Origin of the sequence: Nocardia fusca NBRC 14340 (assembly GCF_001618425.1) — a bacterium.
GTDB lineage: Bacteria > Actinomycetota > Actinomycetes > Mycobacteriales > Mycobacteriaceae > Nocardia > Nocardia fusca.
The window spans coordinates 23554-35366 of sequence record NZ_BDCU01000008.1; the positions used below are offsets into that span (position 1 = coordinate 23554).

Below are 11813 nucleotides of genomic sequence, written 5' to 3' on the forward strand. Positions count from 1 at the left end.
GCGGGGGTTACATGCGGTCCACGGAGGCCGAAGCGTTGGCGGAGGTATCGCCTCACTGTGCCTCCCACGGCAGGATTACATCCGGTCGGCGGAGCCCGAAGCGAAGGCGGAGGTATTGCCTCACGCGGTGACTCCCAGTGCGCCCGCCACACTGGCGGCGATATCGTCGGCGTCGCGGAACGGGCGGGCGACATAGTCCGCGATCGAACCGTCCGGGCGGACCAGAACGGTGATCGGCAGAGCCGTCGGGGCCTGCGCGGCGGCGCGGACCCGGGCATCGGAGTCCTGCACGCCCGGCAGGCGCAGCTCGGCGCGTCCCTGCGCCCGCAGGTCGTCGTTGAGGGCGGCGAGCAGCGCGAGCGCTTTCGCCTCGTCCGGGTCACTGTGCACCGTGACCACCTGCACCGCGGAACCCGCCCGGTCGGCGTACTCCTGGAAGTGCGGCAGTTCGGTCCGGCACGGCTGGCACCAGTACGCCCACAGGTTGAGCACGACGGGCCGGCCGGTGAGGCGGCCGGGGTACGCCGGCGAGGCATCGGCGAGGCAGCTCAGCACCACATCCGTCAGCGGACCCGGCCGCTCCGCCGGTGCCGAGGCGGTGGGGCATTGCGCGGCCCCGGAGACCGCCCGCAGCGCGGGATCGATGGTCCGGGTGGGCTGCGCGACGGGCCCGGCGTTTTCCGAACCACCGCGCGGCCAGAAAGCGATCGCGGCCGCCAATGCCACGATTACCGCCGTCAATGCCCATTTCCAGAAAACCGGTACGCGACTCAACGGCCCACCAGTTCGAGCAGATGCGGTGCCTCGGGTCCCTTCACGAGTTTGGCCGCCGCTTCCGGATCGGTGGGCCCGGCCCCGAACGACGGGCAGTCCTTGGCCAGCAGGCAGACCCCGCACGCCGGCTTCCGGGCATGGCAGACACGGCGCCCGTGGAAGATCACCCGGTGCGACAGCATCGTCCACTCCTTGCGCTCGATCAGCGCACCGATCGCGTGTTCGACTTTTACCGGGTCTTCCTCGGCAGTCCAACCCCAGCGACGCACCAACCGGCCGAAATGGGTATCGACGGTGATACCCGGAATTCCGAATGCGTTACCGAGAATCACATTGGCGGTTTTTCGGCCGATGCCCGGTAAACCGACCAGCTCCGCCATCGTGTGAGGTAATTCACCGTCGTAGTGTTCGAGGAGTGCCTGTCCGAGACCGATGAGTGAATTCGCCTTGTTGCGATAGAAACCGGTGGGACGGATGAGTTCTTCCAGCTCCGCACGGTTGGCCTCGGCATAGGCCCGCGCGTCGGGATAGGCGGCGAACAGAGCCGGAGTGGTCATATTCACTCGCACATCCGTGCATTGCGCCGACAGGATCGTGGCCACCGCGAGTTCCAGCGGAGTACCGAAATCCAACTCGCAATGAGCGTCGGGAAATGCCCGCGCCAGAAGCCGGTTCATCCGGCGGGCGCGACGCACCAGACCCAAACGTGTTTCCGCCGGTCGAGTACTGGATTTACGGGTGCGCGCCCCGCCGACGGCCGGGCGCACGACAGCCGCCTCGGCAGTGCCGGAAATGTCGCTTCCGACGGTTTCTGAGGGGGAGGTACGCACCCGTCCACCATACGGAACCGTCCGACAACGTTGTCTTCTCAGTTCTACTCCCGTATTCCATCTGAGACCTCGACCGTGTTAACTACCCGGCATGCAAGGACTCGCTGTGGTGCTCTTCCCAGTGGTGTTGATGCTGTTCGCACTCGGCATGGAACGAGTGGAGAACCGTCTGCGCAAACTTCTCGAGCCCGACGAGGAAGTCCAGGCCTACCTGGACAAGGCCAGCAACGCCGAGGTCAACGAGCTGACGAAGCTCGGACTACCGGCGGCGGTCGCGCGTATGCGCCGCCGCCGTAATCGCAGCGAGGAGGCGCGCGAGACCGTCGACATCGCCCGTGCGAGCTGATCGACCCGCCCGTGCGGGGCCGCTCGCGCGGGCGGCCGTACCGCCCGGACTCGCCCACGGTTAACCTTCCTTACGTGGTGTCTGTCACTGCGCGTCGATAAGGCCGCGTAGACTGCACTGTCGGCCGAACCGCATCGGTCCGCCCGACGACTACAGCCATTTCCCTAAGGAGCACATTCGTGGACGAGGCCCTCGCCAGAGCAGGCATCTTCCAAGGCGTTGAGCCCACCGCGGTGGCTGCGCTCGCCAAACAGCTGCAGCCCGTGGATTTCCCTCGCGGCCACGTCATCTTCAACGAGGGCGAACCGGGTGATCGGCTGTACATCATCACGTCCGGCAAGGTGAAGCTGGGCCGCCGGTCCCCGGACGGCCGGGAGAACCTGCTGACCATCATGGGTCCGTCGGATATGTTCGGCGAGCTGTCCATCTTCGATCCCGGGCCACGTACCTCCACGGCCACCACGGTGACCGAGGTCCGCGCCGTGACCATGGACCGGGACGCGCTCAAGGCATGGATCGATCAGCGTCCCGAGATCGCCGAACAGCTGCTGCGGGTGCTCGCCCGCCGGCTGCGCCGGACCAACAACAACCTCGCGGACCTGATCTTCACCGACGTCCCCGGCCGGGTCGCCAAGGCGCTGCTGCAGCTCGCACAGCGGTTCGGCACTCAGGAGGCCGGCGCGCTGCGGGTGACCCACGACCTGACCCAGGAGGAGATCGCCCAGCTCGTCGGCGCCTCCCGTGAGACGGTCAACAAGGCGCTCGCCGATTTCGCGCACCGCGGCTGGCTGCGCCTCGAGGGCAAGAGTGTGCTGATCTCCGATTCCGAGCGACTGGCCCGCCGGGCTCGCTGACGCCGCGGCACGAACTGCCCGGGGGTCCGCCCGATCGCGGCGGGTGGACCCGGCTCCGCCGTCACCGGCCGGTACCGGCGCGCTCAGTACTTCCGGCGCCACTACGTGGAACGGGCGGCGCTCCGAGGGTTTATCGTCCCCTCGGAGCGTCGCCCGCTGCCGAATACGCTCGACTCAGTTCTGCGTGTCCCGCTCCGACCGCAGATACGTGAGCTGCGATTCCACCGAACTGCGGGCGGCCGGCCACAGGCTCTCGTCGACATCGGAGTACACCGTGCGCACCACATCCATGGCGTCCGCGTCGGCACCGAGCTCTTCCAGCGCTGTACGGACCTGTGCGAGCCGCTCGTGCCGATGCGCGATGTAGTACCGCGCCACCGGCTCCACATCCGGATGATCCGGGCCGTGGGCGGGCAGCAGGGCCCGCCCGGCACCGGCTTCGAGCAACCGGTCCATCGACCCCAGATAATCCCGTAGCGTGCCGTCGCGGTCGAGCACCGTGGTGCCGCGGCCGAGAATGGTGTCGCCGCTCAGGACCGCGTCCGCCAGCAGGAAACTCATCGAATCGGCGGTATGCCCGGGAGTGTGCAGCACCGTGATCCGCAGACCCGCGGCCTCGACCACTTCGCCGTCGGTCAGCACCGCCACTTCGCCGCGCAGGAACTCCGGGTCCATGGCCCGTACCGGTGTCCCGGTCAGACGCACCAACTCGTCGATACCACCCGTGTGGTCGGGATGCCGATGGGTGATCAGCGTGAGCGCCACCGCACCGCCGGTCGCCTCGGCGATCGCCGCGATGTGCTCCGGGTCGTCGGGGCCCGGGTCCACCACCACACAGTCCGCGCGATCGGGGGATCGCAGGATCCAGGTGTTCGTACCGTCCAGAGTCATCGGTCCCGGATTGTTCGCGAGCAGTACCGACGCCGACGGCGTCACCACACGCAGTTGCCCGTAGGCCGGATGGGTGAGTGTCACCACAACACCTCCAATTCGAAAGTCGCCCGTTCGAATCTATGGGCAACCCGGCGGGCCTGCCGAACCAGGAGTGTCCGTCCTGCTCAGCGCACCTCGGCGATGAGTTCGACCTCCACCGGGGTGTTCTTCGGCAGTTCGAAGACCCCGACGGCCGAGCGCGCGTGGGCGCCCGCAGGGCCGAACACCTCACCGAGGAACTCCGAGGCACCGTTGATCACCAGCGGCTGATCGGTGAATCCCGGTGCCGAGGCGACGAACCCGACCAACTTCACGATCCGCACGACCTCGTCGAGGCCGACCAGGTCGTGGACGGCGGCCAGCGCGTTCACCGCGCACCAGCGGGCCGCGGTCACCGCCTCGTCGAGCGAGACCTCGGCCCCGACCTTCCCGATCGCCGACAGCTCACCCGCCACGAACGGCAACTGACCGGAGGTGTAGACGTGGTTGCCGGTGCGTATGGCGGGCACATACGCGGCCACCGGAGCCACCACGGGAGGCACCGTCAGGCCGAGCCGGTCGAGGTTGGCCCGCCACTCGGTCACGGGCCGATTCGCTTCGGATTCCGCCATGGCGCTTACTGCTTCGGCCGCTTGAGGTAGGCCACATGCTGCTCACCGGTCGGCCCGGGCAGCACGGTCACCAACTCCCAGCCGTCGGCGCCCCACTGATCCAGGATCTGTTTGGTCGCATGCGTCAGCAGCGGTACGGTCGCGTATTCCCACTGGGTCACATCGCTCATGCGCAGGGAGCCTACTGGGTGCCGTCCGCGAGCCCCACGGCGCGACCGTGGGTCCGGTGATAGAGGGGCGGTCCCGGTGTCTGGTACACCACATCCGCACAAACCACGGTATGCGGGCATCCGTCCAGTGCGAGTTATAGGCTCGCGACCGTGGCAGAACCAACGACGATGTCGGAATCGGCCGAACCGGGCCTGAAGACGGGGTGGCCCGACAGCGCGACGAACGCCCGCCTGCACTACGTATCCGGTAAGGGCGGCACCGGTAAGTCGACGGTGTCCGCGTCCCTGGCGCTGGCGTTGGCCGCCGGGGGGCGCCGGGTGCTGCTGGTCGAGGTGGAGAACCGCCAGTCGATCGCCCAGCTGTTCGATCTGCCCCCGTTGCCCCCCACCGAGACGAAGATCGCCACCGCCGACGGCGGCGGTGAAGTGGTGGCCCTGGCGCTCGATATCGAGCACGCGTTCCTCGAATACCTCGATATGTTCTACAACCTCGGTTTCGCCGGCCGGGCGATGCGCCGGATGGGCGCCATAGATTTCGTCACCACCATCGCGCCGGGCCTGCGCGATGTCATCCTGACCGGCAAGATCAAGGAATGCGTGGTCCGGTCCGACAAGACCGGGCGTCCCGTCTACGACGAGGTGGTCGTCGACGCGCCGCCGACCGGCCGGATCGCCAGTTTCCTCGACGTCACCCAGGCCATGGCCGAACTCGCCAAGGGCGGCCCGATCGCCGCCCAGGCCGACGGGGTGTCCAAACTGCTGCATTCGGACCAGACGGTGATCCACCTGGTGACGCTGCTCGAGGCGCTGCCGGTCCAGGAGACTTTGGACGCCATCGCCGAGCTGCGCGGAAACGATCTGCGTATCGGCAGCGTGATCGTCAACCGCGCCGCGCACAGTCCGCTCAGCGCACAGACGCGGGCGGCCGCGGCAGCCGGTGAACTCGACGCCGCCGCCGTGCGTGCCGGACTGGAATCCGCCGGGATCACCCTGTCCGCCGCCGACTTCGCGGGTCTGCTCACCGAGACAGTGGAGCATTCGGCCGTCCTCGGCGCCCAGGACACCAGCGCGGCCGAACTCCTCGATCTGGAGGTCGCCCGGCTGCTGCTGCCCGCCCTCCCCAACGGTATGGACCTGGGCGGTCTCTACGAACTGGCCGCCCATCTGAGCGAGCAGGGAGTCCGATGAGCACCCGACCGGCCGGTCCGGCCCCCCTCGACATCTCGACCATCCTCGGCGACCCGACGGCCCGCGTCGTGGTGTGCTGCGGTTCCGGCGGCGTCGGGAAGACCACCGCGGCGGCGGCGATCGCGTTGCGCGCGGCCGAGCAGGGGCGCAAGGTCGTCGTCCTCACCATCGACCCGGCTCGCCGACTGGCCCAGTCGCTGGGCGTCGCGGACCTGGACAACAGTCCGCAGCGGGTCGAACTGGGGCCGGAGGCCAAGGGCGAGTTGCACGCCATGATGTTGAACATGCGGCGCACCTTCGACGAGATGGTGCTGGAGCACACCACCGCCGACAAGGCCGAGCAGATCTTCGCCAACCCCTTCTATCAGGCGGTGGCCTCCTCGTTCGGCGGCACCCAGGAATACATGGCGATGGAGAAACTCGGCCAGCTCGCCGGGCGCCGTGAGTGGGATCTGATCGTCGTGGACACCCCGCCTTCGCGCAACGCCCTGGACTTCCTCGACGCCCCCAAACGGCTGGGCAACTTCCTGAACGGCCGGATGATCCGGGTGATCATGGCGCCGGGGCGGGGCGTCGGACGGTTCGTCACGGGTGCGATGAGCCTGGCCGTACGCGGGGTGTCGACCATCGTGGGCGGCCAGATGCTCAAGGACGCCTCGAATTTCCTGCAATCGCTGGAATCGCTGTTCGGCGGCTTCCAGGAGCGGGCCAATCGCACGTTCGCCATGCTGGCCAAGCCAGGTACCCATTTCCTGGTGGTCGCCGCGCCGGAACCCGATGCGCTGCGCGAGGCGTCGTTCTTCGTGGACCGGCTGTCCACCGAACAGATGCCGCTGGCCGGGCTGGTACTCAACCGGACCCATCCGGTGCTGTGCTCGCTGCCCTCGGATCACGCTCTCACGGCCGCCGACGGGCTCGATGATTCGGATCCGCTATCGGCGGGGGTGCTGCGCGTCCACGCGCAGCGGGTCGCGACCGCACGGCGCGAACAGCATCTACTGCACCGGTTCACAGGCGCGCATCCGCGGGTGCCGATCGTCTCGGTGACCGCGCTGCCGTTCGATGTGACCGATCTGGACGCACTGCGCGCGGTCGGGGCGCAATTGGCCGGTACGCAGACTGCCGGGGAAAGCTGAACCGTCCCGGTCGGCTCGCCCCGACCGGGCAAACCGCCGGGCACTCGAAATCTCGAGTGCCCGGCGGTCGGTAGTCCAATAGGGATTTGGTTTACATAGCCACCTGGTGCTGGCGCTGGGCGTGGAAGAAGTCCGACCAGGAGGTCACCTCGGGATGCTGTTTGAGCAGCGCCCGACGCTGTCGCTCGGTCATACCACCCCACACCCCGAACTCGACCCTGTTGTCCAGAGCGTCCGCCCCGCACTCCATCAGGACCGGGCAGTGCCGGCAGATCGTCGCCGCCTTGCGCTGGGCCGCGCCGCGTACGAACAGTTGATCGGGATCCACTTCCTTGCATCGGGCCTGGGCCACCCAGGCGATCCTTGCTTCGGCCTGCTCTACGTCCAATCGAGCGACGGGGGTTGTCATGTGCATTTGGTGTGCCCCTTTGCCAGTCCGAACACCGGGTCACGGCGCTCCGGAATCGCGTCCACTTCGCAGCAACCCGAACCCCGCTGCGAAGTGCACCACATTCCACATTGAGTGTTAGCTCTATCACACTGAGCTCTCAATCTAGGTAAAGGTATGCCGATTGCGCAAGACCGAGTGATGACTTTTTGGTACGTCCGTGCCTGCGACCGGGCGGGCGCCACCCGCCCTCCGGCCCGTAAACGCACGTCAAGCGCCCTGCGCGATACTGCCCGCTCAATACACTGATCAGCGAGGACAACACCCGGCGTCCACACTTCACGAACCCCGAACGGTGACCCTCTACGCTGGTGCTGTGCCGATCACACGTGCGCTCCTCAAGCTGGCGGGCAGCTGTGTACTCGCCTCCGTGCTCGTAGCCGGATTGTTGTTCCCGGTCGCCGGAGGTTTCGGATTCGTCTCGAACCGCGCCGCCGACGCCGTCGACAACGTGTCCGCGGAACTGGTCGAGGGAACCGTCCCCGCCGTGTCCACCATGGTGGACGCGGCCGGTAATCCGATCGCCTGGCTCTACGAGCAGCGCCGATTCGAAGTGCCCAGCGACCAGATCTCCAACGATATGAAGCTGGCCATCGTCTCCATCGAGGACAAGCGCTTCGCCGACCACCACGGCGTCGACTGGCAGGGCACCATCCGCGCCTTCCTGACCAACACCAGCAGCGGCGAGGTCCAGCAGGGCGCCTCGACCATCGACCAGCAGTACGTCAAGAACTTCAACCTGCTCGTGGTCGCCAAGACCGACGCCGAACGCCGCGCCGCCATCGAGACCACACCCGCGCGCAAGATCCGCGAGATCCGCATGGCGCTGACCCTGGACAAGGAACTCACCAAGGACGAGGTCCTCACCCGCTACCTGAATCTGGTCCCGTTCGGCAATTCCTCCTACGGGATCCAGGACGCCGCCCAGACCTACTTCGGTATCGACGCCAAGGACCTGAACATCGCCCAGTCGGCGATGCTGGCCGGAATGGTGCAGTCCAGCTCCAAGCTGAACCCATACACCAATCCCGAGGGGGTCACCGCCCGCCGCAATACCGTGCTGGACACCCTGATGCAGAACATCCCCAGCCGCGCCGCGGAGTTCCACGCGGCGAAATCGCAGCCGCTGGGTGTGCTGCCCGAACCGAAGGGCCTGCCCCGGGGTTGTATCGCCGCGGGCGACCGCGGGTTCTTCTGCGACTACGCCCTGCAGTACCTGGCCGAGGCCGGGCTCAGCAAGGAACAGATCGAAAAGGGCGGCTATCTGATCCGTACCACCCTGGACCCCGCCGTCCAGGATTCGGTGAAACGTTCGGTCAACGCGAACGCCGACCCCCATCTGGAGAACATCGCCTCGCTCATGTCGCTGATCGGGCCGGGCAAGGACAAACACCCGCTGCTGGCGATGGCGAGCAGCCGCACCTACGGCCTGAACCGGGATGCGCACGAAACCCTGCTCGGCCAGCCGTACACGATGGTCGGCGACGGCGCGGGTTCGGTGTTCAAGCTCTTCACCACCGCCGCGGCGATGGAGAAGGGTATGGGCACCAACGCCCAGCTCGATGTGCCGTCCCGGTTCGATGCCCGCGGCATGGGTAACGGCGGCGCCCCCGGTTGCCCGCCCGAGACGTACTGCGTCGAGAACGCGGGCAACTACCGGTCACCGATGTCGGTGACCGAGGCGCTGGCCACCTCGCCGAACACGGCCTTCGTGAAACTCATCCAGGCCGTCGGCGTGACCCCGACCGTGGATATGGCCGTCCGGCTGGGCCTGCGCTCCTACACCGATCCCGGCACATCCGGACACGACGACAACCAGAGCCTCGCCGACATGATCAAGGGCCAGAATCTCGGCTCGTTCACCCTCGGCCCACTCGCGATCAATCCTCTGGAACTGTCGAATGTGGCCGCGACCATCGCTTCCGGCGGAACCTGGTGCCCGCCCTCGCCCATCGCGGAAGTGATCGACCGCTACGGCAAGCCCGTTCCGCTCACCGAACAGGCTTGTGAACAGGTCGTCGAACCGGGTCTGGCGAACACCCTGGCCAATGCCATGGGCAAGGACTCCTCCGGCGGCGGCACCGCCTCGGCGGCGGCCGGGTCGACCGGATGGAACCTGCCGGTAGCGGCCAAGACGGGTACCACCGAAAGCCACCGGTCCTCGGCCTTCCTGGGCTTCACCAATTCGCTCGCGGGCGCGGTCTACGTCTACGGCGACAGCCCGACCCCCGGTGAGATCTGCTCCTTCCCGCTGCGCAACTGCCCGGCCAGCGACGCCAACGGCTTGTTCGGCGGCAACGAGCCCGCCCGGACCTGGTTCGGCGCAGTCAAGCCGGTGGTGGGCAACTTCCCGCCCCCGGCCCTGCCGCCGGTCGACGAGAAATACGTCCGTGGCGCGGAGAACGCACAGGTGCCCGATGTCGTCGGCATGACCGCCGGCGAGGCGACCGCAGCGCTCACCGGCGCCGGTTTCAAGGTCACGTCGGTGACCTCGCCCGGTTCGGCACCGAAGGGGACGGTTACCGGGTCGACACCGAACGGGTCGGCCATTCCCGGATCGCAGGTGACGATCTACCTCAGCGACGGCACCGTCCGCGAACCACCGCCGCCGGGACGGCCGGCCGCGACCACCCCGAACGCCCCCGGGTTGCCGCTGCCGCCGTTCCTGCCGCCGATCCCCATTCCGGTACCCATCCCTCGCTGATCCCGGCGGTGCGGGCTCGGTCTACAACCGCGCCTTCACCGCCGCCGAGATCCGGGAGCCGTCGGCCTTGCCGGCGGCCAGCCCGGAGGCCACCTTCATGACCTGGCCCATCTGCCGCATCCCGGGTCGTTCGCCGAGTTCCTCGGCGACCTGGGCGATCGCGGTATCGGCCAGGTCGGCGACCTCGGCGTCGGTCAATTGGGTGGGCAGATATTCATCGATGATCCGGGCCTCGGCGTGTTCGTTGGCCGCCAGCTCACCACGGCCCGCCTGGGTGTAGATCTCGGCCGATTCGTTGCGTTTCTTCGACTCCTTGGTGAGGACCGCCACCACCTCGGCGTCGGACAGTTCGCGGGCTTCCTTCCCCGCGACTTCACTCGTCTGGATGGCGGCCAGCAGCATCCGCAGGGTGTTCAGCCGCAGCGAATCCTTCGCCTTCATCGCAGCGGTCATATCGGCGCGCAGCCTCGATTTCAGTTCCGACATGGGCAGAACGGTAGCCGCTGCACCCCGCCACGCCCACCGGATAACCCGCTGGGCCGGGCGTGTTCGCTCCCGCGCCGATCGGTCGTTTCCCGAGGCCACAGGCCTGTCCTCGGCCGCGGTGGCATGTCATCTGCCCGCCATGTGGCCGAAACTGTGGCTCAACACGCTGCGCGCCCAGCGACCTGGTCACCTATGCTGGGCAAATGCCCGTGATCTCGACGTCGGTCCTTCGCCGAACCGTATTCGGCGCCGCCGGAGCCGCGGCGGCCGGAGTCGGCTATGCCTCATTGATCGAACGCAATGCCTTTGTTCTGCGCGAAGCCACGATGCCGGTACTGCGGCCGGGCTCGGCGCCACTGCGGGTATTGCACATCAGCGATCTGCACATGACGCCCGGGCAGAAGCTCAAACAGCAGTGGTTGCGCGAGCTCGACCGGCTCGAACCCGACCTGGTGATCAACACCGGCGACAATCTGTCGCATCAGAAGGCCGTGCCCGCGGTGGTCCAGTCGCTGGGTGGGTTGCTGTCCCGGCCGGGCCTGTTCGTGTTCGGCAGCAACGACTACTTCGCGCCGGTCCCCAAGAACCCGCTGAAGTACTTCGACAAGAACCACAAACGTGTGCACGGCGCCCCGCTGCCCTGGAAGGATCTGCGCGCGGCGTTCACCGAGCGTGGCTGGCTGGATTTGACGCACACCCGCCGCGATATCGAGGTCGGCGGTATCCGCATCGCCAGCGCGGGCGTGGACGATCCGCATCTGCAGCGTGATCGCTACGACACCATCGCCGGCGCCCCGAACCCGCTCGCCGATCTCCGCATCGGTCTGACGCACTCCCCGGAGCCCCGGGTCCTGGACCGCTTCGCCGATGACGGCTACGACCTCATCCTGGCCGGGCACACCCATGGTGGCCAGCTCTGTCTACCCGGGTACGGCGCCCTGGTCACCAACTGCGATATCGACCGGTCGCGGGTCAAGGGCCCGTCCAAATGGGGTGCGCACACCCGGCTGCACGTCTCGGCCGGAATCGGCACCTCCCCTTGGGCGCCGTACCGATTCTGCTGCCGGCCCGAGGCCACCTTGCTCACCCTCGTCGCCGTTCCGCCCAAACAGCCCGCCGCCGATTCCGGCCACGGGGTGTCGACATCGCAGGCAGTCGCCCGGTAGTGCGCGCCACTACCGGAAAATAGGCCCTGAACAGTCGGTTTCTTTTCCGGACCGGACCTGATGTAAGCTATCGCAGGTCCGCTTCACGGGGTGTGGCGCAGCTTGGTAGCGCGCTTCGTTCGGGACGAAGAGGTCGTGGGTTCAAATCCCGCCACCCCGACTCGTGT

General features: G+C 67.5%; 13 protein-coding genes and 1 tRNA gene. 7 read left to right on the forward strand and 7 right to left on the reverse strand.

Going from position 1 to position 11813, the window contains the following annotated elements:
* Positions 1 to 120: 120 nt before the first annotated feature.
* Both NF4_RS01650 and nth read right to left on the reverse strand, forming a co-directional pair.
* Positions 121 to 774: a TlpA family protein disulfide reductase gene (locus NF4_RS01650; RefSeq protein ID WP_063814473.1), complete on the reverse strand. Its 654-nt coding sequence runs from the start codon at positions 772 to 774 to the stop codon at positions 121 to 123.
* Positions 771 to 1541 carry an endonuclease III gene (gene nth, locus NF4_RS01655; RefSeq protein ID WP_063125530.1) on the reverse strand — a complete coding sequence of 257 codons (771 nt, stop codon included), beginning with the start codon at positions 1539 to 1541 and terminating at the stop codon, positions 771 to 773. Before nth ends, NF4_RS01650 begins: the two co-directional genes overlap by 4 nt.
* Before the next feature lie 169 nt (positions 1542 to 1710).
* Here nth and NF4_RS01660 point away from each other — a divergent pair, with 169 nt between their 5' ends.
* Positions 1711 to 1950 carry a hypothetical protein gene (locus NF4_RS01660; RefSeq protein ID WP_081877169.1) on the forward strand — a complete coding sequence of 80 codons (240 nt, stop codon included), beginning with the start codon at positions 1711 to 1713 and terminating at the stop codon, positions 1948 to 1950.
* Positions 1951 to 2129: 179 nt separating this feature from the next.
* Entirely contained in the window at positions 2130 to 2804 is a 675-nt protein-coding gene (locus NF4_RS01665) for a Crp/Fnr family transcriptional regulator (RefSeq protein WP_039821685.1), read from the forward strand.
* A gap of 174 nt (positions 2805 to 2978) precedes the next feature.
* Here NF4_RS01665 and NF4_RS01670 read toward each other — a convergent pair whose 3' ends face one another.
* The 3 genes from NF4_RS01670 to sp36 form a co-directional block, all read right to left on the reverse strand.
* Positions 2979 to 3794, reverse strand: coding sequence for an MBL fold metallo-hydrolase (locus NF4_RS01670; protein ID WP_439956723.1), 816 nt, complete (start codon positions 3792 to 3794; stop codon positions 2979 to 2981).
* A 68-nt stretch (positions 3795 to 3862) separates the two neighbouring features.
* Positions 3863 to 4348, reverse strand: coding sequence for a RidA family protein (locus NF4_RS01675; RefSeq protein ID WP_063125531.1), 486 nt, complete (start codon positions 4346 to 4348; stop codon positions 3863 to 3865).
* Positions 4349 to 4353: 5 nt separating this feature from the next.
* A complete protein-coding gene (sp36, locus tag NF4_RS37425; protein ID WP_085995322.1) occupies positions 4354 to 4518 on the reverse strand; it encodes a Sp36 family protein in 165 nt (54 codons plus the stop codon).
* 168 nt (positions 4519 to 4686) lie between these two features.
* Here sp36 and bagA point away from each other — a divergent pair, with 168 nt between their 5' ends.
* Both bagA and bagB read left to right on the forward strand, forming a co-directional pair.
* Positions 4687 to 5706, forward strand: a complete 1020-nt coding sequence (gene bagA, locus NF4_RS01680) for an ATPase BagA (RefSeq protein ID WP_063125532.1) — start codon at positions 4687 to 4689, stop codon at positions 5704 to 5706.
* Positions 5703 to 6842 carry an ATPase BagB gene (gene bagB, locus NF4_RS01685; protein WP_063125533.1) on the forward strand — a complete coding sequence of 380 codons (1140 nt, stop codon included), beginning with the start codon at positions 5703 to 5705 and terminating at the stop codon, positions 6840 to 6842. The genes bagA and bagB overlap by 4 nt, the downstream gene beginning before the upstream one ends.
* Positions 6843 to 6933: 91 nt before the next feature.
* Here bagB and NF4_RS01690 read toward each other — a convergent pair whose 3' ends face one another.
* The gene (locus NF4_RS01690; protein ID WP_030524217.1) at positions 6934 to 7257 is read right to left on the reverse strand and encodes a WhiB family transcriptional regulator; all 324 of its coding nucleotides are present in this window, start codon (positions 7255 to 7257) and stop codon (positions 6934 to 6936) included.
* Positions 7258 to 7606: 349 nt separating this feature from the next.
* Between NF4_RS01690 and NF4_RS01695 the strand changes: the two genes are divergently transcribed.
* Positions 7607 to 9994: a penicillin-binding protein gene (locus NF4_RS01695; protein ID WP_063125534.1), complete on the forward strand. Its 2388-nt coding sequence runs from the start codon at positions 7607 to 7609 to the stop codon at positions 9992 to 9994.
* Positions 9995 to 10015: 21 nt separating this feature from the next.
* Here the strand turns inward: NF4_RS01695 and NF4_RS01700 are convergent, their stop codons facing one another.
* Positions 10016 to 10480: a GatB/YqeY domain-containing protein gene (locus tag NF4_RS01700; protein ID WP_030524219.1), complete on the reverse strand. Its 465-nt coding sequence runs from the start codon at positions 10478 to 10480 to the stop codon at positions 10016 to 10018.
* Between the two features lie 203 nt (positions 10481 to 10683).
* Between NF4_RS01700 and NF4_RS01705 the strand changes: the two genes are divergently transcribed.
* Together NF4_RS01705 and NF4_RS01710 are read left to right on the forward strand one after the other, a co-directional pair.
* A complete protein-coding gene (locus NF4_RS01705; RefSeq protein WP_063125535.1) occupies positions 10684 to 11646 on the forward strand; it encodes a metallophosphoesterase in 963 nt (320 codons plus the stop codon).
* A gap of 86 nt (positions 11647 to 11732) precedes the next feature.
* Positions 11733 to 11806 (forward strand) — tRNA-Pro (locus tag NF4_RS01710).
* Positions 11807 to 11813 lie beyond the last annotated feature (7 nt).

Excerpts from the sequence above, each read along its gene's own strand:
- bagA (WP_063125532.1), top strand. The coding sequence starts at position 4,687 with ATGTCGGAATCGGCCGAACCGGGCCTGAAGACGGGGTGGCCCGACAGC.
- NF4_RS01705 (WP_063125535.1), top strand. The coding sequence starts at position 10,684 with ATGCCCGTGATCTCGACGTCGGTCCTTCGCCGAACCGTATTCGGCGCC.
- NF4_RS01675 (WP_063125531.1), bottom strand. The coding sequence starts at position 4,348 with ATGGCGGAATCCGAAGCGAATCGGCCCGTGACCGAGTGGCGGGCCAAC.
- bagB (WP_063125533.1), top strand. The coding sequence starts at position 5,703 with ATGAGCACCCGACCGGCCGGTCCGGCCCCCCTCGACATCTCGACCATC.
- sp36 (WP_085995322.1), bottom strand. The coding sequence starts at position 4,518 with ATGAGCGATGTGACCCAGTGGGAATACGCGACCGTACCGCTGCTGACG.
- NF4_RS01700 (WP_030524219.1), bottom strand. The coding sequence starts at position 10,480 with ATGTCGGAACTGAAATCGAGGCTGCGCGCCGATATGACCGCTGCGATG.
- NF4_RS01690 (WP_030524217.1), bottom strand. The coding sequence starts at position 7,257 with ATGCACATGACAACCCCCGTCGCTCGATTGGACGTAGAGCAGGCCGAA.